Annotated in this window: 20 protein-coding genes; 14 read left to right on the top strand and 6 right to left on the bottom strand. The window is 60.6% G+C overall.

The window, feature by feature from the left end; all coding sequences use genetic code 11:
• Positions 1-201 precede the first annotated feature (201 nt).
• From D8U18_RS25670 to D8U18_RS25655, 4 genes are all read left to right on the top strand, one after another.
• The gene (locus D8U18_RS25670; protein WP_056852501.1) at positions 202-1,554 is read left to right on the top strand and encodes a 3-oxoacyl-ACP reductase; all 1,353 of its coding nucleotides are present in this window, start codon (positions 202-204) and stop codon (positions 1,552-1,554) included.
• A gap of 2 nt (positions 1,555-1,556) precedes the next feature.
• Positions 1,557-2,411, top strand: a complete 855-nt coding sequence (locus tag D8U18_RS25665) for a MaoC/PaaZ C-terminal domain-containing protein (RefSeq protein ID WP_131108904.1) — start codon at positions 1,557-1,559, stop codon at positions 2,409-2,411.
• Positions 2,412-2,749: 338 nt separating this feature from the next.
• Positions 2,750-4,273, top strand: a complete 1,524-nt coding sequence (locus tag D8U18_RS25660) for a collagen-like triple helix repeat-containing protein (protein WP_131108902.1) — start codon at positions 2,750-2,752, stop codon at positions 4,271-4,273.
• A 138-nt stretch (positions 4,274-4,411) separates the two neighbouring features.
• Complete coding sequence (locus tag D8U18_RS25655) at positions 4,412-6,082, top strand: POTRA domain-containing protein (protein WP_131108900.1); 1,671 nt, start codon at positions 4,412-4,414, stop codon at positions 6,080-6,082.
• 679 nt (positions 6,083-6,761) lie between these two features.
• Here D8U18_RS25655 and D8U18_RS25650 read toward each other — a convergent pair.
• Complete coding sequence (locus D8U18_RS25650; RefSeq protein ID WP_130905762.1) at positions 6,762-7,175, bottom strand: response regulator; 414 nt, start codon at positions 7,173-7,175, stop codon at positions 6,762-6,764.
• 65 nt (positions 7,176-7,240) lie between these two features.
• Positions 7,241-7,438, bottom strand: coding sequence for a Flp family type IVb pilin (locus D8U18_RS25645; RefSeq protein WP_130905761.1), 198 nt, complete (start codon positions 7,436-7,438; stop codon positions 7,241-7,243).
• Between the two features lie 321 nt (positions 7,439-7,759).
• Between D8U18_RS25645 and cpaB the strand changes: the two genes are divergently transcribed.
• Genes cpaB through D8U18_RS25605 form a run of 8 tightly spaced genes read left to right on the top strand, consistent with a single transcriptional unit; the run spans position 7,760 to position 15,249 of the window.
• The gene (cpaB, locus tag D8U18_RS25640; protein ID WP_131108898.1) at positions 7,760-8,710 is read left to right on the top strand and encodes a Flp pilus assembly protein CpaB; all 951 of its coding nucleotides are present in this window, start codon (positions 7,760-7,762) and stop codon (positions 8,708-8,710) included.
• A gap of 21 nt (positions 8,711-8,731) precedes the next feature.
• Positions 8,732-9,994 carry a type II and III secretion system protein family protein gene (locus tag D8U18_RS25635; RefSeq protein WP_130905760.1) on the top strand — a complete coding sequence of 421 codons (1,263 nt, stop codon included), beginning with the start codon at positions 8,732-8,734 and terminating at the stop codon, positions 9,992-9,994.
• The gene (locus tag D8U18_RS25630) at positions 9,991-11,178 is read left to right on the top strand and encodes a pilus assembly protein (protein ID WP_056852492.1); all 1,188 of its coding nucleotides are present in this window, start codon (positions 9,991-9,993) and stop codon (positions 11,176-11,178) included. The genes D8U18_RS25635 and D8U18_RS25630 overlap by 4 nt, the downstream gene beginning before the upstream one ends.
• Positions 11,175-12,455: a CpaF family protein gene (locus D8U18_RS25625; RefSeq protein WP_131108896.1), complete on the top strand. Its 1,281-nt coding sequence runs from the start codon at positions 11,175-11,177 to the stop codon at positions 12,453-12,455. Before D8U18_RS25630 ends, D8U18_RS25625 begins: the two co-directional genes overlap by 4 nt.
• 10 nt (positions 12,456-12,465) lie before the next feature.
• Positions 12,466-13,350: a type II secretion system F family protein gene (locus tag D8U18_RS25620; protein WP_131108894.1), complete on the top strand. Its 885-nt coding sequence runs from the start codon at positions 12,466-12,468 to the stop codon at positions 13,348-13,350.
• On the top strand, positions 13,347-14,237 hold the full coding sequence (locus D8U18_RS25615; protein WP_131108892.1) for a type II secretion system F family protein: 891 nt from the start codon (positions 13,347-13,349) through the stop codon (positions 14,235-14,237). The genes D8U18_RS25620 and D8U18_RS25615 overlap by 4 nt, the downstream gene beginning before the upstream one ends.
• Before the next feature lie 10 nt (positions 14,238-14,247).
• Positions 14,248-14,961: a tetratricopeptide repeat protein gene (locus D8U18_RS25610; protein ID WP_056852488.1), complete on the top strand. Its 714-nt coding sequence runs from the start codon at positions 14,248-14,250 to the stop codon at positions 14,959-14,961.
• Between the two features lie 12 nt (positions 14,962-14,973).
• Positions 14,974-15,249 (top strand): DUF3613 domain-containing protein, encoded by a 276-nt coding sequence (locus tag D8U18_RS25605; protein WP_056852487.1) that lies wholly within the window; start codon positions 14,974-14,976, stop codon positions 15,247-15,249.
• Positions 15,250-15,343: 94 nt separating this feature from the next.
• Here the strand turns inward: D8U18_RS25605 and D8U18_RS25600 are convergent, their stop codons facing one another.
• From D8U18_RS25600 to D8U18_RS25585, 3 genes are all read right to left on the bottom strand, one after another.
• Positions 15,344-15,700 (bottom strand): DUF6124 family protein, encoded by a 357-nt coding sequence (locus D8U18_RS25600; protein WP_131108890.1) that lies wholly within the window; start codon positions 15,698-15,700, stop codon positions 15,344-15,346.
• A 1,539-nt stretch (positions 15,701-17,239) separates the two neighbouring features.
• Positions 17,240-18,031: a response regulator transcription factor gene (locus tag D8U18_RS25590; RefSeq protein WP_056852484.1), complete on the bottom strand. Its 792-nt coding sequence runs from the start codon at positions 18,029-18,031 to the stop codon at positions 17,240-17,242.
• A gap of 117 nt (positions 18,032-18,148) precedes the next feature.
• Positions 18,149-18,619 (bottom strand): A24 family peptidase, encoded by a 471-nt coding sequence (locus tag D8U18_RS25585; protein ID WP_056852483.1) that lies wholly within the window; start codon positions 18,617-18,619, stop codon positions 18,149-18,151.
• Between the two features lie 75 nt (positions 18,620-18,694).
• On the opposite strand from D8U18_RS25585, the gene D8U18_RS25580 reads away from it, so the two are divergent.
• Both D8U18_RS25580 and D8U18_RS25575 read left to right on the top strand, forming a co-directional pair.
• On the top strand, positions 18,695-19,135 hold the full coding sequence (locus D8U18_RS25580; protein ID WP_131108888.1) for a TadE family protein: 441 nt from the start codon (positions 18,695-18,697) through the stop codon (positions 19,133-19,135).
• Complete coding sequence (locus D8U18_RS25575; protein ID WP_131108886.1) at positions 19,132-21,870, top strand: ATP-binding protein; 2,739 nt, start codon at positions 19,132-19,134, stop codon at positions 21,868-21,870. Before D8U18_RS25580 ends, D8U18_RS25575 begins: the two co-directional genes overlap by 4 nt.
• On the opposite strand, the gene D8U18_RS25570 is transcribed toward D8U18_RS25575, so the two are convergent.
• The gene (locus D8U18_RS25570) at positions 21,867-23,834 is read right to left on the bottom strand and encodes a pilus assembly protein TadG-related protein (protein ID WP_131108884.1); all 1,968 of its coding nucleotides are present in this window, start codon (positions 23,832-23,834) and stop codon (positions 21,867-21,869) included. The two genes, D8U18_RS25575 and D8U18_RS25570, sit on opposite strands and share 4 nt — an antisense overlap.
• Positions 23,835-24,033 lie beyond the last annotated feature (199 nt).

The raw sequence follows: 24,033 nt of genomic DNA, 5'->3' as shown, positions 1-24,033 counted from the left end.
TAGGAGCGAAGCTTGCTCGCGAAGGTGTGTCAGCTACATTTATGTCAACTGATACACCTTCGCGAGCAAGCTTCGCTCCTACAGGGATTCGGTTGTCATTTATATCCCGCCTGGTTCAAGCGTAGGCCTTATCTCGTGGATCGAACGACTGATTGCCATTCGTGGTCCACACTTTGAACCCCAGCTTTCGGAGCGCGTTCCATGTCTGACCGCTATATCGACTTTGCCAATTCATCCATCGGCCATCGTCTGGTCGGCGCCTTGGGCCTGCCTTCACCGACTCGGCTGGAGCGCTGGCAAGCCGGTCGGCTGCGTCCGGTGGAGGGTGCTCTGCTGATTGGCGGCGGGCCATTGGCGGAGAACGTCAGCGCCTTTGCCAATCGCCTGACCGACGCGATCTACAGCTACGGCACGGAACCCTCGATGGCGACGGCGTGGATTCCCGGGCACGGCCCGAAACTCAAAGCCGTGGTGTACGACGCCAGCAATCTGCTGCACACCGATCAGCTCAAGCAGCTGCGCGAGTTCTTCCAGCCATTGATGAAAAACCTCGATCACAGTGCGCACCTGGTGATTCTCGGGCGTGACCCGCAGACCTTGACCGACCCGTTCGCCGCCAGCGCCCAACGTGCGCTCGAAGGTTTCAGTCGCTCGCTGGCCAAGGAACTGCGCAGCGGCGGCACCTTGCAACTGATCCATGTCGGCGAAGGGGCCGAGGATCAACTGGAAGGCCCGCTGCGGTTTTTCCTTTCGCCAAAAAGCGCGTTCGTTTCCGGCCAAGTAATTCGCCTGAATCCCTGCGATACGCCGGTGACGGACTGGACGCGACCGCTGGCCGGACGCAAGGCGCTGGTCACCGGTGCCGCGCGAGGCATCGGCGCATCCATTGCCGAGACCCTGGCCCGGGACGGTGCCGACGTCATTCTGCTGGACGTGCCACCGGCCAAAAATGATCTGGAGGCCCTCGCCGCCCGCTTGGGTGGACGTAGCATCACCCTGGATATCTGCGCCGAAGACGCCGCCGCGCACCTGGTCGAACAACTGCCCGACGGGGTCGATATCGTGGTGCACAACGCCGGCATCACCCGCGACAAAACGTTGGCCAACATGACCCCGGAATTCTGGGACGCGGTGCTTGCAGTCAACCTCAACGCGCCACAAGTGTTGACCAAAGCCTTGCTCGATAACGGCACCCTGCGCGACAACGGCCGGGTGATTCTGTTGGCGTCGATCAGCGGCATCGCCGGTAATCGCGGGCAAACCAACTACGCGGCGAGCAAGGCTGGGCTGATCGGTCTGGCGCAAGCCTGGGCACCGCTGTTGCAAGCGCGGGGTATCAGCATCAACGCCGTGGCGCCGGGTTTTATCGAAACCCAAATGACCGCGCACATCCCGTTTGGCCTTCGCGAAGCCGGGCGGCGCATGAGTTCGTTGGGCCAGGGCGGCTTGCCGCAAGACGTTGCCGAAGCGGTGGCCTGGCTGGCTCAACCGGGCACCGGGGCCTTCACCGGGCAAGCCTTGCGTGTGTGCGGGCAAAGTGTTTTGGGGGCTTAGGCATGAGCATCGACTGGCACACACTCAATCGCGAACCCAGCCTGCCGGGACTGTACGCACAGGCGGCGACGCGACGAAAAATCACGGGGACCAGCTTGCCGACCACTGGCCTGCGCTGCTGGGTCGATGTCGATGCAAAGCGTCTGGCGGCCTATCGCAAGGTCTGCGGTTTTGCCGACAACAGCCTGCTGCCACCTACTTATCCACATATCCTCGCCTTCGCCTTGCAGATGCAATTGCTGACTGCCAAGGACTTTCCGTTTCCGTTGCTGGGGCTGATTCATCTGAGCAATCGCATTCGCGTGCTGCGCCCCATGGGTGGACTCAATCGGGCGCGTGTCAGCGTGCATGTGGAAAACTTGCAACCCCATGCCAAAGGCGCGACGTTCGATCTGGTGACCACCCTGGATGATCAACTCGGGCCGCTGTGGGAGGCGCAAAGCCAGATGCTGTGCCGAGGGGTCAAACTCGAAGGCGAGCCCGTGGAGGAAGTGTTGGCGTCGACGCTGACGCTCACGCAAGTGGCCCAGTGGAAGGCGCCAGCGGATATTGGCCGACAATACGCCAAGGTGTCCGGGGACTACAATCCGATTCACCTGAGCTCGGCCAGCGCCAAACTGTTCGGCTTTCCATCGGCCATCGCCCATGGGCTTTGGAACAAGGCCCGCACATTGGCCGCGCTGGCCGAACATCTGCCGGCGGCAAACATCGAGATCGCGGTGCAATTCAAAAAGCCGGTTCGCCTGCCCAGCGAAGTCGCATTGCTTTCCAGCGCGGCGGGGTCCAGTGGTGATCTGCAATTGATCGGGGCTGGGGATCTTGAACACATGGTCGGGCATTGGCGACCGGTTGCCTGACAGATCAACAGGTCGCAGCCTGCGGGGCTGCGATCTTTTCGGCTCCCAAACATGGTCAATTGTGTATATATCACTTAAGTTTTCTCCCTCCTCGCCTTCTCCCTCTCCAGCCACACCCTTCTTGATTTAAAAGGCATTTTCACCCGCGGCTAACCCCAAGGTATTAGCCCTTAGGCAGCACGCGCGCGCGTGTATAAAACGGTTTAATACCAAGTGGGGAATGGCGTTGCAGAAGCCTTGCGATTGATATGTGGACAACGGACGGAGGCATGGCCGGCGACAGAACCGGTCAGCCATCGAAGACAACGACGTTGTTACAGGTGCAAGGACTTTCAATCATGAAAACTCAAGTTTTGTGCAAATCCGCAATTGCATTGGCGCTCATTCTCTCGCTAGGTCTGGCCGGTTGCAGCAGCGGCGGTGGCGGTCATGACAGCAGCTCCGACAGTTCCTCACCCGATGGCCAGACCTCTGCGGGTGCTGGTGGTGCAGCCGGTGGTTCAGACGGCACCGCTGGCACAGGCGGGGCAGGTACAGGTGGAACAGGAGGCACTGGCGGTGGCGGCACCACTGACCCGACCAGTCCGACCAATCCAACCGACCCCACCAACCCGACCAATCCAACGGTAACGCCGCTGGTGACCACCACCCTGCTTCAGGACGTCGGCACCACTGTCGGTGGCGTCGGCGATGGCGTAGGGCAGATCGGCGATTCGCTGGGCTCGGTTCCGGTGGTCGGTGGCGTGGTACAAAGCGTGGTCAACACCACCGGCAACGTGGTCAGCACATTGGGTGACGGCGTGGCCGATGGCTTGGGCAAACTCGGCACCGATCCGAATGGCCTCGGTGTCACCGCCTCGGCAGTCGGCGGCGTCGTGCAGGATGTCGGTGACGGCGTTTCCGATGTCAGCGGCAAACTCGCGACCGCCACCAACAGCGTGCCGGTGGTGGGTGGCGTAGTGACCCGCGTTGCGCCGGTGCTCGATGGGGTCGGCGAGCGAGTCACCATGCTTGGCGACACGTTGAGCACCGCGACCACCAGCGGTCCGCTGGGCTCAGTGACCCAGGAAGTCGGCAACAAACTGGTGCCGGTGATCGCCATGGTCGAGAGCACCACCGACAAGGTCGGCGACGCCACCGGCCTGGGCGATCCGCTCAAGGGCATCGTGCAGAAAGTCGGCGACACGGTTGATGGCATAGGTGGAAAAGTCACCGATGCCGGCAACGGCAACGCACTGACCAACACCGTCGGTGGCACCCTGAGCAACACCGGCACAGCGGTCGGCAAGGTCGGAGGCCTGCTGGCCAACGGCAGCGGATCTGGCGGCGGCCTGGGTGGCAACGGCCTGTTGGAAACCGTCGGCGGCGCTGTGGTCAACGTCGGTAGCGGGCTGAACATCGGCAACACCAATGGCGTGGTCAGCGCGGTCGGCGTGAACGGTGCGGCAGGCGGTAATCTGATCGCCTCGGTGGGAAGTGCTCTGGGCGGTAGCGGTATCGCCAATACCGGACCGACCGCGGCGCTGGGCACCGTCGCCACAAGCATCGGGGCCGCGATCAATCCCGTCACCACTGGCGTGACCGGCCTGACCCAAAACATCGGCAGCGCGACCGGCATTGGCTCCCCGGTCGCCAGCCTCACCGGCCAGGTCGGCGGCGCCGTTGCCAACCTCGGCGGCGCGATTACCGGCAGCAACGCCAACCCGGTTGTCGCCGCAGTCGGCACCACAGTCACCACCGTGGGCGGCACCGTTGCGGCGGTCGGCGGGCTGGTCAACAGCGGCACCGGCACCGGCACCTCCGGTGGCCTGGGCGGCGTGTTGGGTGGGCTGACCGGCGCACTGGGAGGAAACCAACGCTGAATTGCACCTGGCCGATTCGACGGCCTTACCTACAGCGCCTACGCTTGGTTGGAGGCGGAAGATTCTGATCAGTCTTCCGTCTTTTTCTTTGGGTCACGAAGACCCACGCGACACAGCGGTTTGAACAGGGAGTGTCCTATGCGCATTTTGCCTTGCCTGCTGTTACTGCCCCTCAGTTGCACCGCTTTCGCCGACACCCTCCCCAGCTTCCTCAACAGCAACGACACGATCCGCAACCTGCCGGTACCCAACCTGCCCGCCGACGCCTATCGTCCAACAGCCGCCCCCCTGCAAGTGCCGGAGCCCGGCGCCACACAAGCGCAACCGTTGATGATGGGTACCAAGGTCAATCTCAAAACCGTGCAGATCGAAGGCGGGACCATTTACCCGCTGACGGAACTGGCCGCCATTTACCAACCGCTGCTGGGCCACGAAACCAGCCTGGCCGACCTGATCGAAGCGACCCGCAACATCACCCGCCGCTATCAACAGGATGGCTACTTGCTGTCCTACGCGTTTCTGCCACGGCAGTCGTTCGATATCGGTGTGGCGCGGGTGGTGCTGGTGGAAGGCTACATCAGGAATTACCAACTGCAGGGCGACATCGGACGGGTCAAAGGCCTGCTCGACAAACTGGTGGCCAAACTCCAGACCGAACGGCCGCTGACCCGCAAAACGTTCGAACGTTACACCACGTTGATGAGCCGAATACCCGGCGTGACCCTGCAAGCGCAAGTCCCGCCGCCGGGCACCACCGATGGCGCGACCGACCTTATCGCCCAGGCCAGCCGCAAGCCCTTCACCAGCAGCCTGAGCACCACCGACGACAACCGCAACGGCACCCAGGCCTTGCTCGGCGTGAGCAGCAACTCCCAGACCGCCATGGGAGAACAACTGAGCCTCAGCGGCCTGTTTCCACCGGGGGATGACGATGAACATTACTATCGTCTGGACTACAACCAGTTCCTCAATGCCGAAGGCACGCAACTGGCACTGTCCGCCTCCCGCTACCGCGCCGACCTTGGTACGAATATCAGACTCGATAACGGCCTTGAGCTCGAACCCCACCGGGAAAACGACCGGTATTCCATTGGCTTCAGCCATCCGGTCATTGCCTCGCCCAACGAACTGCTCAGTGCCGGCGCGCGGTTATATGCCGTCAACGACAAGACCCGCTACAAAGTGGTGGGTTTCCCGCTCAGCGTTGAAGAACGCACCGACGTCCGCGCCCTGGCGTTCGAAAGCGATTGGCGCAAGGCCGATGCGCAACAACTGCGCATCCTCAGCGGCGGGCTGTATCAAGGACTCGACAGCATGGGCGCAGAAACCAACAACAGCGCCCTCGACCTGGACTTCTTCCGTCTGCGCCTGTCAGGGGTGCAAAGCGATAAATTCTTCGACCACTGGCAAGGCGTGCTGTCGGCCGCGTGGTACTGGAGCGACGACACCCTGCCCGACAGCGAACGCGCTGTGTTCGGCGGACAAAACTTCGGCCGCGGCTACCCTGACGACCAGGCATCCGGCGACAAGGGCTGGGGCGCGGCTTACGAAGTGAACTACAGCTTCAACCGCGACGGGAACTGGGTCAGGGTCCTGCAACCTTATGTGGTCCTGGACCGGGCCAAGACCTGGTTCAACCAACTGCCGGTCAAAGGCAGCGACATGTCATCGGCAGCCGTGGGTTTGCGATTTGGCGATGCCAGGTACTACAACATTGCACTCGAGGCGGCCAAACCCATGTCCGATGAGGCACTGGATACCTTCAACCGCAAGCCGCGGTACAGCATCAGTTTCAGTTATCAGTTGTAGGGTGGGTGAGGGATGGGGGCATCTTTTGGAGAATGGTCGGCTGTCAGGCCGTCATCGCTGGCAAGCCAGCTCCCACAGGGTTGGAGTGCATCTGGTAGGGATTGGTTGGCTGTCAGGCCGGCATCGCCAGCAGGGCTGGCTCCTACAATTGGATTGGGGACATCTGATAGAGGTTGGTCGGCTGTGAGGCCGTCATCGCTGGCAAGCCAGCTCCCACAGAAGAGCAAAAGCAATAGCAGAAGCAGAAGCAGAAGCAGAAGCAGAAGCAGAAGCAGAACACCACCCAACCGCCGTTGCTTCTCACCACTCAACAGGCCAAGCGTTAGCTCGCCTGCAGCTTTTGATCTTGATCCACCCGCCCCCTCGGCAGGCTGAGTGGAGGCGTTTATCCGGGGGTGGGCGCGCAGCGCCGTGCGGCGTAGCCGCACACATCGAGAGGAGGTCGTCGCGAAGCAGACCGGAGGCGATGCCCCCGGATGAATGCCGGAGCGAAGGAACCCCGAGCCTCAGCGAGGGGCCGTACGTACAGGGCGAGACTTTTTGGTTACTTTTGTGTCGTTTGACAAAAGTGACCCGCTGTAAAAGCGGAACCATAAGCCGCCGTTACCGGAGGAATGGATGTGTACGCAACCAACCAAGAGCCTGGTCGGCCCAGAGGCCGCCAAGGCCAAGACCGCAATCACCCCTTGACCAAATAAACCTGCGGCAAAGGAAAAAGATTATTCAACGTCTCCAACAACCGCACGTGATAAATCGGCTTGCGAAACAAATCCAGCACCTGCAAGCGCAACATGTCACTGACATCATCCATGTCCGCATGCCCCGACATCACAATCACCGGCAAATGCTGACGCGACGTATGCTCGCGCAACCGCTTGATCAACGACATGCCACTTTCCTCCGGCATGCGCAGATCAGTGATGACCAGCGCAATATCCGGATGCTGCGTCAGCGTTTGCAGCGCCAGCTTGACCGATGTCGCCGTGAAACAAACGAAGCCCTCACCCTCCAGCAACTCCGCCAACTCAAGCACTGCGTCCTCTTCGTCATCGACCAGAAGAAGTTGCTGTCGTGGCGCTGCTGGAGCATTCATAAGGCAACCCTGCATTGGACTGAACGCTGACTTTGGATCACTCGAAACAGGCGCATGGCTGACTGTTACAAAGCAGCCTTGATCGATGTAAAGGTAGTGGAAATGGCGGTCTTGACGCCTGAGCTGAACCCGGCGAGAACCACCGCCACCATGGCCGCAATAATCGCATACTCAATACCCGAAGCACCCTCGGTATCCTTGACCAGCCCCTTGTAGAAAACGAACTCCGATTTGACCTTCTGAACCAGCTTGGAAAAAGGCATGACATGTCTCCTGAAGCACCCGGGTGTTGCACAAGCGCAACATGATTCCCCTATGCCAGCATCAGCATTGTCGGCATTCCCCCTTCCAACAACTGTAACAACGCATTAATACGAAAGTATTAGTCGTTTCGTTGACGTCAAAAAACCCTGCATTTCATCGAATTCTTTAACTTTGCCCAGATATTTCGCTCTGGGTAATGGCGTTTTGCTCTAGCTGCGCTACGGTCAAATAGCGAAATCGTTTTATGTTCATAGCTGCCTGATTGCGAAGTTTTCTCGTTGGAAAGCGAGGCTTTAAGCAGCAGGAAAGGGAGAGCCGTCATGAACAGCCGTTTCATCCTGGGTCTTGCCGGATTATCTCTGGTGGGTGCGGTCATTGCCGGTTACCTGGGCTTCACACTGACCCGCCAACCCGTCGCCGCGCCCGTTGTGCAAACCGGGACCGATACGACCACCGCCACCGTACAAACGACCGCGCCTGTTGAAGAAGACACCACTCGCCAACCCGTCGTAGTACTGCAACGGGACATCGCGCCGTTTGTACAAATCACCGCCGACGATGTCGCCCTGGAAAAACTTCGTACCGTCCCCGCGGGCAGCCTCACCCAACTTGACCAGGCCATTGGCCGCACGCCTTGGCGCGCCCTTCGCGCCGGCAGCTGGCTGAGCGATGAAAGTTTCGAAGCTGGCAGTAACTTGGCGCGGATGATTCGTCCCGATGAACGCGCTCTGGCCGTCGCCGTGGATGAAGTGATCAACGCCGGGGGTCAACTGACGCCGGGCGATTATGTCGATGTGCTGCTGTTTTTGCGCGGCGACGCCATCAACCTGCAACCGTCGGCGCAACTGGTGGTACCGGCCTTGCGTGTACTGGGCGTGGGCGAGCAAATGGGCTTGACCAATAACGGCCAGCCCGCCAGCCCGGCTCGCAGTAACGACGACAAACTCAGGCAGGAACAACAACGCGCTGGCGCCCGCACCGTGCTGCTCGCCGTGCCCGAACAACTGCTCAGCCGCTTGATGCTCGCAGCACAGGCCGGGGTATTGCGCCTGGCGGTGCGCAGCGCCGATGAAAAACGCCTGGCCCGTTACTGGGCCGGCCAGAGCGAATCCCCGGCCAACATCGCCAACGCCAATCGCGAACTGGTGCAGTTCAATCAACTGGCCATGACAGCTCCTCCCAAACCGATCACCAACAGTGGCGCAACCACACCACGCAAGTCCGCTGTGGAAGTGATCCGCGGTAATGAAATCACTCAACAGACCCCCTGAATCGAGCAAGGACGCCTTTTAATGCGCAGACGTTTTACGCCGTTGTTCAACGGCTTGATCTGGGCCACCTTGCTGGGCAGCTTACCGCTGGCGTCAGCAACCGCTGCAACCGGCAGTTGCGCCACGCTCGGCCCATTGCCGGCCGCGCTGGAAGTGGGCGAAGGGCAGCAACAGGAGTTGCAATCGCCCGTAGCGATTACCCGGATCGCCGTGGGTGACCCGAAAATCGCCGATGTGCGGGTCAACGGCAATCAGGCGTTCCTGATCACCGGCGTCGCCTCCGGCACGACCAGCCTGATGGTCTGGACGGCCTGCGCCAGCGCACCCCGCCAAAGCATGGTGTTCGTCCAGGGTCGCGCGACGACGGCCATGACCACCGCACGACAGCTACCCTCCGCTGATCCCTTGCTGCCATCGCAGGTACAGACCGACATTCGCTTCGTCGAAGTCAGCCGCACCAAACTCAAGGAAGCCAGCACGTCGATCTACGGCAAAAGCTCGAACTTCCTGTTCGGCTCCCCCGGCACGGTGCCGAACACCGCGGTGACACCACGGGTATTCCCGCTGCGCAACCTTGACCCGCGCATTGCCGTGCCGAGCATTCCGCTGGCCAATGATATGTACAACATCGTCGCCGGTGGCGGTAACTTCCTCGCGATCATCAATGCCATGGAGGGCAGTGGCTTCGCCTATACCCTGGCCCGGCCGAGCCTGGTGGCGCTCAGCGGACAAAGCGCAAGCTTCCTGGCGGGCGGTGAAATTCCGATCCCGATTCCCAGCGCCAACAGCGACAGCTATTCCATCGAATACAAGGAATTCGGCATCCGCCTGACGCTCACACCCACTGTGATCGGCAATGACCAGATCGCCCTCAAGGTCGCACCCGAAGTCAGCGAACTGGACTACAACAACGCGGTGACCATCGGCGGCACCACCGTGCCGGCCTTCACCATTCGCCGCACCGACACCAGCATCTCCCTGGCCGACGGCGAGAGCTTCGTCATCAGCGGCTTGATCAGCACGCAAAACACCTCGCAGGTGAACAAGTTTCCGGGGCTGGGCGACATCCCGATCCTCGGTGCGTTCTTCCGCAGTTCCGCGATCAATCGCGAAGAACGGGAACTGCTGATGATCGTCACCCCGCACCTGGTGCAACCATTGGCGGTGAATGCACAGCTGCCATCGCTGCCCGGTGAAAAACTGCGCAACTACGATCCCAACTGGTATCGCCTGTACTTCCTTGAAAACGGCGACTTCGATAAACGCAGCGGGCTATCGCAATGAGCCAGAACCTCAGCCAGACCTTTCTTGCGATCACGCGCAACAGCACCGATCTTGAATGGCTGCAAGGCGCCCTCGCGCCGTTGGGCCAGGTGGTCAGTGCCGGGGGCGGTAGCCTCGATGAACTGCTGGCGCTGGTCGACGTGACCTTCGCCAACCTGGTGTTCGTGGGCCTTGACCGTGAACACGTGGTCGCGCAGTGCGCGTTGATCGAAGGCGCGCTGGAAGCCAAACCGATGCTGGCCATCGTCGCGCTGGGCGACGGCATGGACAACCAACTGGTACTCAATGCCATGCGGGCCGGCGCGCGGGACTTTGTCGCCTATGGTTCACGTTCCAGTGAGGTCGCCGGATTGGTGCGGCGCCTGAGCAAGCGCCTGCCGGCCGTGGCGCCCAGCAACCATTTGGGCGGTCTGACCGTGCTGTATGGCGTGCAGAGCAATGCCGACGGTGCGCTGCTCGCCAATCACATGGCGCAAGTGGTGCAGAAGAGCGGCCAGCAGACGCTGCTGCTCGACCTCGGATTACCCCGCGGCGACAGCCTGGCCTTGCTCGGTCTGGAGAGTTCGTTTCATTTTGGCGATGCCTTGCGCCATGTCCGCCGCCTCGATGCCACGCTGATCGACAGCGCCTTCACCCGCTGCGAAGTCGGCCTGCGCATCCTCGCCTACGCCAACAACGATGAACCGCTGGAACACACCAGCGCTGCCGAGTTGTACATGCTGCTCAGCGCCCTGCGCCAACACTTCCAGCACATCGTGGTGAACCTCACCGGCCAGCCCGACAGTGAAGCCCTGCGCACCTTCGTCAGCCATTGCGACAAGCTGTTGTGGTACACCGACCAGAACGTGCTTGATTGCCGCCGCAACCTGGCGGTGCTCAACCTGTGGCGCGAAAAAGGTGTGAAGCTCGATCACGCCAAACTGCTGGTCGACCGTTATCTACGCAGCGTGGCGCCGGACTCAGATGCCCTGGGCAAAAGCTTCGGTATGGAAATCATCGCCACCCTGGCCTACTGCCCCGAAGTGCGTCTGAATGCGAAGAACCAGGGTGTGACCCTGTTTGAACTGGCACCCCGGGAAGTCCTCACCCAAAGCCTGCGCACCCTCGGTGAACGCCTGGCCAAACGCTCCGAAAGCCTGGCCAAACCCAAGTCCTGGTTCAGTCGTTTGAGAGGTGTGCAATGAACGCAGAAAAACTGTTCGGCGCCAGCCCGCGCGCGGTGGTCGGCAATACCGATCATGAAGGCCTGAAACTGGTGCTGCACCGCTACATCATCGATGCCATCGAAGAGTCCGGCAAAAACCTGCTGGAAGGTTCGCGGCAAGTGTTGTCGCAGTTCGTCATCGACAAAGTGGCCGAATACATCGCGCGCCTGCACCTGGCGATTTCCCGCTACGAGATGGAGCGCCTGGCCGAAGAAATCGTCGACGAGCTCACCGGTTTCGGCCCGCTGGAAGTGCTGCTGCGTGATTCAGCCGTGACCGAAATTCTGGTCAATGGCCCGCATCGGGTGTTCATCGAGCGTGACGGTGTGCTGCACCAAAGCGATTTGCGTTTCATCGATGCGCACCACGTCGAACGCGTCATGCAACGCATTCTTGCGCCACTGGGACGCAGGCTCGATGAGTCATCGCCGATGGTCGATGCGCGCCTGCCGGACGGCAGCCGGGTCAACGCGATCATTCCCCCGATTGCGCTGGACGGCCCTTGCCTGTCGATTCGAAAGTTCCGCCAGGACATGCTCAAGAGCACCGACCTGATGGCCATGCAAACCATCGATCAAGCGATCTACGAATTCCTCCAGGAAGCCGTGGGCAAGCGCTGCAATATCTTGATCAGTGGCGGCACCGGCACCGGCAAGACCACGCTGCTGAACATCCTCAGCCAGTTGATCAACCCCCATGAACGCCTGGTGACCATCGAAGACGTCGCCGAATTGCAACTGGGCCACCCGCACGTGGTGCGCCTGGAAACCCGCCCGCCGAATGCCGAGGGCCATGGCGAGGTGAAGGCCAGCGACCTGATTCGCAACGCCCTGCGGATGCGTCCGGACCGGATCATCCTCGGCGAGATCCGCGGTGTCGAAGTGGTCGACGTACTGACGGCGATGAACACCGGCCACGACGGCTCCATGAGTACCGTGCACGCCAACAATGCCCAGGATGCTTTGCTGCGCCTGGAAACACTGGTCGGTCTGACGGGCCGCAGCATCGCCGAACGGACCTTGCGCCAGATGATCTGCGCCGCGCTGGACGTGGTGATTCAGTTGACCCGCATGCCCGACGGCCGCCGTTGCGTCAGCGAGGTGGTGGAGGTCATCGGCATCCGCGAAGACGTCTACGTGACCAATACCCTGTTCCGCCTCGACCGACGCAGTGGCTTTGGTTTCCTGCGCGAGGCGCTCAACCCGGCTGGCGACAAATTGCGTCGCGAGTCGACGCTCTCCCCTATCGCGTACTGAAGGCCACGGCATGCTCAAACCGCTGCTGCTCATCGTCGTTTGCCTGGCCTTGCTGGGCCTGTCGGCGCGTTTGCTCTATCGCGGCCTGCGTCAACCCGGCACCCAGCGCGTGCTGGAGCGCTTGAGCCAAGGGCAACCGGAACGGGTGGCGCACAAAACCTCATGGTCGGCGCTGGAGCGGGCCTTCTTGCGCGCAGGTCTCGGGCGCCCGACCGAACGTATCGAACAGTGGCTCGCCCTGTGGGGGCTGCTTGTTTTAGTCGCCGTCGTAGCGGGCGGCTGGATCGGCTTGCTGTTGGCGTTATTGCTGCCGCCCTTGCTCCTGAAAGTGTTTGTCGAATGGCGCTACCAACGTCGGCTAAAGCGCATGATCGAACAATTGCCGCCGCTGCTCGATCACACCGTGCGCAGCCTGAAGTCCGGACGCACCCTGGCCGATGCCGTGCTGGGTGCGATCGATGCCGCCCAGGACCCACTGAAAAATGCCTTGGGCCGGGTGCAACGCAACGTACAACTGGGCATCAGCCTGCCCGATGCGGTATCGGACTTCGCCGAACTCTACGACAAAGACGAACTGCGTCTGTTTGCCCTCGGCCTGAAGGTCAACCACCGCTACGGCGGCAACGCCAGCGAATTGCTGGAAAACCTGATCAAGATGATCCGCGAACGCGAACAGGCGGCGCGTCAACTGAGCGCCATGACCGGCGAAACCCGCGTCACGGCGGTGGTCCTGGCGGCGTTGCCGGTCACTGTCGCCGGCTACTTCCTGATCGCCAATCCCAGATACCTGATGACCATGTGGAGCGATGGCTCGGGGCAAATGATGCTGATGGCCGCGCTGGGCTTTCAGGTGTTTGGCTGTCTGGCGCTGTGGCGCATGTTGCGTAGCCTATGAACCTGTCATTGCTGTTGAGCTCGCTGCTGTTTCTGTTGGCATCGCTGATGCTGCTCAGTGTCGTGCTGGAACTGCGTCGGCGTGCCCGCCAAGTGGTGCAACGGCTGGACGGTAAAAACCCGGCGGATAACCGCTTCAACCAATGGCTGCATGCGCTGGGCAACAGTCGTGTGGGCCGGCAAACGGTCAGCCTCGATAACGAAACCCAAACGCTGCTCAACGCCCTCGGCTGGCGCACCGCCCGCAAACGCTCGATCTTCGCGGCGTGCCAAGTGGGGATTCCGGTGCTGGCACTGGCCCTGAGTGCACTGATCCAGGGGCTGTTCTTCCCGCAGGTCGCCAATCCGTGGATTGTCCCGGCATTTGCCGTTGGCATCGGTTATCTGCTGCCAAAACGTCTGCTTGCTGCCGCCGCTCACCGTCGGCGGAAAAAACTGGCGATCGAAATCTCCACCTTCATTCCACTGCTGCGCATTCTGTTTGAGTCGGGCATGGCCGTGGAGCAATCGCTGCGCGTCTTGAGCAACGAAGGCAAACAACTGCTGCCGATTCTGACCCATGAATTACGCCTGGTGCTGACCCGCGTCGACTCCGGCCTGGAACTGGCCGAGGAGCTGAACAAGGCCTCGCGCATGCTCGCGGTGGACGAATTCACTGACACCTGCGTGATCCTGCAACAGCTGATACATCAGGGCGGCGGCGCGATGAAATCCCTGCTGGCGCTCAAGTTATTGCTCGATGATCGGCGCCTGACGCGCCTGCAGGAATACATCTCCAAGATGTCCGCGAAAATGTCCGTCGTGATGATGCTGTTCCTCTTCCCGGCGTTATTGATCGTCCTGGCCGGCCCGGGGCTCACCGCCCTGGCCCGGGCTTTTGCTTCGTAGAGGGATTCTGATGAAAGCACTGATTGCCGGTTTGAGTCTGCTGTTGCTCAGCGGTTGCGCGAGCACCGGTCAAACACCCTGGAGCGCCCTGACCGACTCCGCCAGTTGCAGCAAGCTGAGCTCCGAGCAACAGCTGTCGCTGAACCTGGCCGAGGACATGGCCAAGGAAGGCAAACTGCACGCCAGCCTGGCCAACCTGCAAAGCCTGCCGGACAACCTCGCCGATGTGCGCCTGCGCAAAGCCAAGGTCTACCGATTGCTCGGCCGCAGCGAAGCCGAACCGTTGTACCGCAGCCTGCTCGGCGGTTGCATGGCCGCCGAAGCCGAACACGGCCTGGGCCAACTCGCCGCCGCCAGGGGCGACAACGGCCTGGCGCAGGCCCACTTGCAACGGGCCGCGCGACTGGCGCCCACCGACGAAAAAATCCGAAATGACCTGGGCGTGGTGTACCTCAACCAACTGCGTGTCGAAGATGCCCGATTCGAATTCCTCACCGCCATGGAACTCAAGCAAAGCGACCTGCTGGCCGCGCAGAATCTGGTGACGCTGCTGATCTACCAGGACGACTGGAGCCGCGCTGCCGAACTGGTCAGCCGCCTCGGCCTGAGCCCGGCGCAAGTCACCGAAGCCCAGGCCCGCGCGGAAAAACTCAAGACCCCGGCCAAACCTGCCGCGACCGCCGCCGCGCAAGTTGCAGCGGTCACCACCGTGCCCCTTCAGTAGGGAGATCCCAGGATGAAATCCACTACCCTCTGCTGCCTCGGCCTCCTGGCCTTGCCACTCAATGCCCACGCTATCGGCCCTGGCCCCGCGTCACCGCAACAACAGGAAACCGAAGGCTGGTTGCAGCTGCAAAGCAGCAATATGGCCGCCTCCCAAAAAACCCAAACCGCCACCGCGACCGAACGGGAACTGGCCATGCAACGCTGGCTCAAGAGCTACCAGCATGAGATTCCGGCGTTTTTTGATCAGGATGCGGGGGGTGCGGTGGACAGTGGGTCGGGGGAATAGCCGCACCTGACTAATCGTGGCGCGGGAGCACGCTCCCTCGCCACAGGATGGGTTGGAATGCATCTCTGCCGTCGATGAACGCTAACGCGGCCTACTACGGCGGATCGAGATTATCCAGCGCCCGATTCACCGCCAGTTCACCCAGCATGATGATCTGCGCAATGCCCAGCAGCGCATTGCGATGCGGACTGTCCAGAAACCCTGCAAGGTCACTGGCCATGACGCTGGCCGAAGCCAGGGATTCGCAGGCGTGGGCCAACAGGGTTTCGGTGTTGATATCGGGAACGATGGCAAACATCGTGCTGGGTTGGCGTGATAACGCCGCGTCTTTCGAGGGATTGAGATGGTAGTCCAGCGCACGGTCGGCGGCTTCGTGGAGTTTTTTCGAGTAGGCGGATTCGTAGGGGGACGCGGGGTCGGTATCGGGGGGATTTGGGATTGGTTTGATCATGGTGGAGCTCCATTCGAAGATTGGGAGTTCGCCATCACTGCGACCAAGCAGAAGGGTGGCGAACTGAACGCAGGTTGGTCGACCAGGGAATGGAAACCCGGCAGGGCCGAAGCCCTCCCACGCACAGCTCGCCATTAAGCAAGCACGAAAATGCCGCTCGCGCGGCACTGTGCGCCATTCTAAACCCGGGCGACCAAACCCGATCACTGATTTTGCAGTGACAGACAAAGGCTAGAGATCGCAGGTCCGACGGACAACCTGAAAAACGTGTGGGAAGGTTCTGGTGTTTTTATTGGCGGTTAAACAACTTTGCCTGTTCTACCGTCATCGCTGGCAAGCCAGCTCCCACAGGGACGGAGTACGCCTGGCAGAGATAGGTTGGTTGGCAGGCCGCCATCGCCAGCAGGGCTAGCTCCTACAGTTGGATTGGGGTGGCTGAGAGAGATTGGTCGGCTGTCAGGCCGCCATCGCCAGCAGGGCTAGCTCCTACAGTTTGGAATGCGTACAAACCAGACAAACAGGCCGGCCGGTAGGCCGCCTCGGCCCTCTTGATTCACCCGCCCCATCGGCAGGCTGAGTGGAGGCGTTTATCCGGGGGTGGGCGCGCAGCGCCGTGCGGCGCAGCCGCACACATCGAGAGGAGGTCGTCGCGAAGCAGACCGGAGGCGATGCCCCCGGATGAACGCCGGAGCGAAGGAATCCCGAGCTTTAGCGAGGGACCGTACGTAAGGGGCGAGACCTTTTGGTTCCTTTTGGCTGGGCCGGCACTCCGGGCGTTTGCCAAAAGGGACTCGCCGTAAGGGCGAAACCACAAGTGGCCGTTACCGCAGCAACGGATATGCACTGGATCAAAATCCCGGTCGGCTGTCAGGCCGCCATCGCCAGCAGGGCTGGCTCCCACAATTGGATTTGTGGTGCATCTGGAAGAGATTGATTGGTTGGCGGGGCGTCATCGCTGGCAAGCCAGCTCCCACAGGGGGTGAGGTACATTCCAGGAAATTTGTCGGTTGTCTGGCCGCCATCGCCAGCGAGGCGGGCTCCCACAGTTGAAATGCGTATAAACCAGACAAACAGGCCGGCCGGTAGGCCGCCTCGGCCCTCTTGATTCACCCGCCCCATCGGCAGGCTGAGTGGAGGCGTTTATCCGGGGGTGGGCGCGCAGCGCCGTGCGGCGCAGCCGCACACATCGAGAGGAGGTCGTCGCGAAGCAGACCGGAGGCGATGCCCCCGGATGAACGCCGGAGCGAAGGAATCCCGAGCTTTAGCGAGGGACCGTACGTAAGGGGCGAGACCTTTTGGTTCCTTTTGGGGCGTTTGCCAAAAGGGACTCGCCGTAAGGGCGAAACCACAAGTGGCCGTTACCGCAGCAACGGATATGCACTGGATCAAAATCCCGGTCGGCTGTCAGGCCGCCATCGCCAGCAGGGCTGGCTCCCACAATTGGATTTGTGGTGCATCTGGAAGAGATTGATTGGTTGGCGGGGCGCCATCGCTGGCAAGCCAGCTCCCACAGTTTGTTCAGTGAAAGACCAGTAAAACTCAATGCGCCGTAACCCTCTGCCGCATCCCCGAATTACTCGGCGACAACGCCAACGCCAACTGCGTGCGATTATGCATATGCGTCAACCGCAACACCTGCGACACATACAACTTCACCGTGTTCTCGGTAATCCCCAACTCACAGGCAATCTGATAATTGGTCTGCCCCTTGCCCACCAACCGCGCCACATCCAGCTGCCGAGGCGACAGCTGATTGAAAATCGCCGGGATCTCCTCCCGGTCAGCCTCACTGACCGCGCCGTCTTCCGAATCCGCAGTGCCTGAGACAAACGGAGCACGGCGAACCCGATCCAGATCCTGATACAGGTCATCGATCGATTCCGACAAATACTGCAACTTCTGGTTCAGATGCCCCAGTTGCAACGTCTTGTGCCGCTCCTGCAAGGCTATTTCCTGGCGCTGCAAGCCTTCGAGCAACTCACCCAGGTCAATCGGCTTCTGATAGTAATCGGCAATACCGGCTCGCAGTGCCTTGATCACGTCCTGCTTGTCGGCACGCCCGGTGAGCATGATCGCTTCGAATGCACGGTGCTTGCCGGACAGGCGTTGCAGCTCCTGAACCAGTTGAATCCCGTCCAGCCCAGGCATGTGCAAATCACACAGCACCAAACCGATGTCAGTGTCTTCGTTGAAACGTTCGATGGCTTGATGAGCGGACTCACAAGGTACACAACGGTAGCCGCTGCTCTCGAGAAATTCGCAGAGTTCTTCAACGATCAATGGCTGGTCGTCGACCACAAGGACTTTTACTGCTGAGATACGCTTGTTCACGTGCAACTCCCTGCAAGGTCAAAAGGCTGACCGTTCCTGTACATGCAGCCGCTGGCTGTACAGCTACTTGTTGTATGAAAGTAGTCGTACTTTTCGACTCTGTACAAAACCGAATGACTAGCGGAGCCAGGCAAACGTCAACAGCAACCCCACCAACAGGAAGGGCGCAAAGGGCTGTTTTTTTGACATTCCAGGCTCCAAGTACAGCAAACGATCTCTAAGCCCTTGACCGAAATGAAGCCAGACTCTTGGCGCCAGCAGCAGCCATACGACACTGGCCAATCCTGCACCGATAAACACGCCTAAAACATGCCGACCGTCGGTCGCCAGCCCAAGGGCGATCATGAGTTTTACATCACCACCGCCGAGTTTTCGCATGGCGTAACCGGGTAAGGTGAAAGCCAGCGCGAGCAATGCCGCCCAGCCACCCTGCTCTGCCGGCGCGCCCAGCCAGGTGCTGCCGCTCCACAGCAGATACGCCAATGCAAAAGCCCCTGCGCCCAGGGTCAAACTGTTGGCGATGTGCCGTTGCCGTGCATCCTGCGCCGCGCACAGTGCCAGCCAGATCAGTAGGACAATACTCTGCATCCGGTAAAAAACGTCCGTTTTGGCTGAATGATTCTATGCTGACATTACCTCGTGATGGTCAGGGTAGACGCACTCATGAAAACCAGCCTCCCCCACAAACAAAAAGGCGCCGCGGCGATTGAATTCGCCCTGGTGTTCGTCATCTTTTTCGCGGTGTTCTACGCAATCGTCACTTACAGCCTGCCGCTGTTGCTGATGCAGTCGTTCAACCAGTCGACTGCCGAAGCCGTGCGCCGAAGTGTGGCGCTGGACCCGAACACACCCGGTTATGAAGCCGCACTCAAGACCGTGGTCAAAGACGAACTGAGCCGACAATTGGCGTGGATTCCTGTTGCTCTGAATTTCAATGTCGATACGGATGCGACCACGACCTACACTGCCGGCGTGCTGAAGGTCAGTATCAACTACCCGACCACCAAATTGAGTGACGTCATCCCGTTTCTGACCTTGCCGGGGATCGGCCAGGTGCCGAACTTGCCAGCCACACTCACCGCCAGTTCGAGCCTGCAATTTTGAGTGCCGGCGACAAGCTCTTCGGGCGTCTGCTCAATCGCCATCCACCCGTGCCGCAACCTCTCCCGGAGCCAGTAGGCATGGGCGTCGGCTTGCAGATGCATCTGGATGCCGAAGGTCGTGTGCTGCATTTGACCGGCCCGTTGCGGCATTCGCTGGCCCAACAGACGCCCACCGCGCGAGCGCCGCACCTGCTCGATTTTCTCTTGCCCCATTGCAGCCTGGTGGTCGAGGGCGCACCCGCAGACTGGCAAGGCCAGAACCTGGACCTGGACTTTTACAGCCTCAGCGGCCACCCCCTGCATTTGCGCGGCTGGATTCAACCCTTGGCCGACGCCTGGTTGCTGCAACTGCTGGACATCGGTGACTTGCTCCTCGACCGTCGACAATCGCGTCTGCGCGAGCAATGCCAGTTGCTCGCGGTGCAGATCGGTGAGCAATTGCGCCTGTGCAGTCTGTCGCGTTTACCCGATGTACTGACCGATCAACTGCAAAGCCTGGCCCAGCGTTTTCACATCCCGTGCATCGCCCTGGCGTTGCTCGATGAAGAAGAACAGGGCTGGCAGATTCATCAGCACTATGCGGGGCTCGACGGGCCACAATTGTGGCAAAACGCTCAGCGCCTGGGCACCGGCCTCGACAGTTTGAACGGCTCCGCACCGCAGGCGCTTAGCCCCATTGAACACCCGCGCCTGCAAGCGATCTTCGCCAATGCCGAGGGTTTCGCCGTGCCTTATCACGATGCCCGGGGCGTGGTCGCCTGGCTGCTGTGCGGCTGCTACCCGGTGCAGCAGCGGGCGCCAGACGTCAGTGACCGCGACTGGCTTCAGTTCGCCGCCGCCCTCGCCGGCCCGCTGCTGGAACGCCTGCGCGAGCACCACCACCATCTGCAACTGGAACGCCTGGAGTCGCTGCAAGCGCTGCTCGGCACGGGTTGGTGGGAGATGTTCAGCGACAGCGCCCAAGTGCAACTGGCCCCTTCGCTCGCCGACGCTCTGAACCTTGCAGATGCCCGCTTGCCGTCAAACGAATGGCTTGATCTGGTGCATCCCGCCGACCGCGAAGAATTGCGCAGTCGCTTGCAAGCCTTACAGGACGAAGGCGTCCCCTTGCTGATGTGCGTGCGTTTGCATCGCCCGGGTTCGACGGCCGCGCCGATCTGGTATCGCCTGCAAGGCCAGGCTGTGGGTATCGGCAAAAACCGCCGTGTGGTGGGGTTCATGCTCGACATCAGCGATATCAAGAACCAGGAGCAACAGGCCGCGACCGCCCATGCCCGGCTGCACAATCTGATCGCCAGTTCCCCTGCCGTTATTTACGTGCAGCAGTATGTCGAAGGCGCGCTGCAACCGACGTTTTACAGTGACAGCCTGCTGCCGCTGCTCGGCTGGGGACTCGACGACTGTGGTGGTGCCGCGCTGGTGGACAAGGTTCATCCCGACGACCGAGACCGCTACTTCGAACGTAGCCGCTCGCTGCTGCGCGAAGGGTCGGTCAGCGTGCGCTATCGGTTGCGTGATTATCGCGGTGATTACCACTGGATCCTCGACGAAGCCAAACTGCTGCGCGATGACCTCGGCTTGCCGGTGGAGGCCGTGGGCCTGTGGCTGGACGTCACCGAAGTCACCCTGGCCGCCGAACAGGTCAAGCAAAGCGAAGAGCGCTACCGGATTCTGGTGGAAGACTCTCCGGCGATGATCTGCCGCTACCGGCCGGACCTGACCTTGACCTTCGGCAACCGGCCGCTGGCGACTTATCTGGAATGCGCGCCTGAGCAATTACCGGGGGTCGATCTGGGCAGTTGGATGTCAACTGAACAGCGGGAAGCGTTCCTCCAGCGCTTGGGCCAGTTGAGCCCGGAGTTCCCGGTGAGCACCGCGGAAATCAATCTGCAACTGCCCGGCCGCGAGCACGCCTGGTGGGTCTGGTCGGATCGCGGGGTGTTCGACGCGCAGGGCCGATTGCTCGAAGTTCAGGCCGTTGGCCGCGACAACACCGAAGTGCGCCGCTCCCAGCAACAGCTCACGCAAAGCGCGAAAATGGCCACGCTGGGTGAAATGGCCACCGGCCTGGCCCATGAAATCAACCAGCCGTTGAACGTGATGCGCATGGCCATCGTCAATGTGCTTAAACGCCTGAGCAACGGCGATGTGCAGGTCGACTACCTGACCGACAAGCTCAACCGCATCGACACGCAGGTGCAACGCGCCGCGCGGGTGGTCGATCACATGCGCGTGTTCGGCCGCCGCTCGGAGATCGAACAACACCCGTTCAACCCGGCCCAGGCCATCGAAGGCACGCTGTCATTGCTGGCCGAAGGCATGCGCGGCAAGGGCGTTGATTTGCGAATCAGTGAAAGCGCTTTTGAAGTACAGGTACGCGGGTATGTCGATCAGCTTGAACAAGTGCTGATCAACCTGATGGTCAACGCGCGGGATGCGTTGCTCGGCAAACGCGAAAGCAACCCAGATTTCAAACCCTGGATTGCGGTGTACGCCGAGCGAGACGAGCAATCGGTGCGGCTGTGGGTCGAGGACAATGGTGGCGGTATCGACCCGCGATTGCTCGAGCGAATCTTCGAACCGTTCTTCACCACCAAACCGGTGGGCGTGGGCACGGGCCTGGGGTTGTCGGTGAGTTACGGGATTGTCGAGAACATGGGCGGTAAACTCAGCGTCAGGAATTCGACCGAGGGCGCACGGTTCTGTATCGAGCTGCCGATTGTGCCGGCGGTTTAGATCGCCAGCGAAGGCCGGCCTGGCGGTTTGCAGCTCAGGTTGGCACCAACATCGACTTTGTTCAGGGTAATGCCCAGGTTGGCCAGGAGTCCGTCGAGAAGCGGATCGATCACCGGGCTTAGAAGCAGTTGAATCGTGCTACCCAAGGTGCTTTGAACACCATTGAGCGCTCCCGCCGAAACCACCAGCAAATCTCCCAGCAAGCTTGAACCGGTGGGTTTGTAGGCCTCGATCTGGATGCCTTCCAAGGCGGTTTTCAGGCTGTTTACGATGCTTTGTGTGCCCAAGCTGTAATACAGCGGCGGCTGCTTGATTTCCGGGGGCTGGTTGTAGACATGGTTACTTTGAGCGCTGGCCACCGAGGTGTCGACTTTCACGCCCAGACCGCCGCCATAAAACGGTACTCGGGGAAACAAGTTGCAGTTGAAGGCAACGCACCTGACCTTACCGATATCGATCAACGCCAAGGGTTGCACCACAACTTCCGCGGAAGATGCAAACGCATTGGCTGTATCGATCCTGCCGACTTTCAGCTTCACCAGCGAGGTGTTTGTCTGGGTAGTCAGGGTCTTGGTGGCATCGCTGGCGCAGCTGTAAGCGGTGACGCGGCTATCGGCCGCAGCCACCTCCAGCGCGATATCAATGGATGATGTGGGCAGGATTTTCAGATCGGTTGTGTTACAGGTGCCCAATAGACAGAACACAGAGCCAATTGCCCCGCCAAGATCAAGACTCAACACACTGTTCAAGGTACCGGTGAGCCCATTCACCAAAACATTGTTGTTGATAGCATTCTGCAGACCGCTGATACCGGAGAGCACTGGCAGGTTGAGTGAAAGAACTGTGCGCACCTGAGCGGTCCGGACGAAGATGCGGTTGGGGTCATTGATCTGACCATTGATCAGTGCCGGGTTACCGATGGCCGACAACTGCGGAGGTTCGATGACTTTGACTTTGACAACACCATTGACCAGACCGGGAATGTTCAACGGAATATCGGCCACGGCAGCGTTTTGACTGTTGGCCAGCTGCACAAACGCTTCGATCAGTTGAAACACCTGCAGATTGGTGTTGAGTCCCGAAGAAACAGTACCGCTCTGCACTTGCAGCAACTGTCCCAATGTTATCGAGGTATTGCCAGCCGCGGCCTTTAGACCGGTCAGTCCGCTGACCGCGATGCTAGCGGTGGGGCCACCGGCCTGGAGCACCGTTATCGCTGAGTCCAGTAACTTGCTCAGGGCGATATTTTTGTTCAGCAACTCGGTGTAGTTTCCGGCGCTGACATTCACGTCGACGGCCAGTTGATTGAGATAGCCCAATAGATTGATCTGGGTATCGACCAGTCCCTGCCAACTCGCAATGCTCAAGTTCAGGTTGCCTCCGAGCATCTGCCCCAGCAACCGATTCAGCGCAGCTGACTTGCTGGCGTCAACTACCAGTGCCGTACTGCCGATTGTCAGCATGGCCAGCGGTGGAAGGATTGCCGGAGTACTGACCGCTTTGGCTGTCAATTGGGTCGTCAGGTCGACGGGGCCAGCGCTCAACAGAGCATGGATCCCCGAGGCAATGCTGGTTGACACCGTATGGGTCACGATCACACGCACGGCGTCGGTTTTGCTGGAATCGACGGCAAAAACCCGCAGGTTGTCGGCCCCTGTCTGCAACGAACCGCAGTCAGTACTCAGGGTCATGCCATCGGCCGCTTTGTAGCCGTTGCGAGTGGCACTTTCCAGGGCATACCCCGACGCGCTAAGCGTCGGAGGCACACAATCACCATGACGGCCGACCGCCTCCAACGCGGCCACATCGGCTATGCGTTGCAACTTGCGCTGTTCCATGTAGAGCCTGCCGGTATCGATCACCAGCAGCGTGAACCCCAGCGCTATCGCCAGGGTGGCGGCCGCCATCAAACCGATTGCCCCCCGTTGCCGGGCCGGGCCGCGAAACTGCATGCGGGGAGACATGGCGCACTCCTTTGCCGGCGCGTTGCCGAGCGCTACCTCCATTGGTCAAGGCAGTGTAGACAAGGGTTGACGAGGCTGCTGGCAACTCGCCAGCCAAGACAACAAAAAACCCTGTAGGCGTGAGCCTGCTCGCGATGGCGTTGGATCAGTCAGCCTCTGTGTCGACTGACAATCCGCTATCGCGAGCAGGCTCGCTCCT

The organism is Pseudomonas sp. Sample_10, assembly GCF_004321495.1.
In the GTDB taxonomy this organism is placed as follows: domain Bacteria; phylum Pseudomonadota; class Gammaproteobacteria; order Pseudomonadales; family Pseudomonadaceae; genus Aquipseudomonas.
Note: the sequence above shows the minus strand (reverse complement) of the source record. Positions and strands in the feature narration are given on the sequence as shown.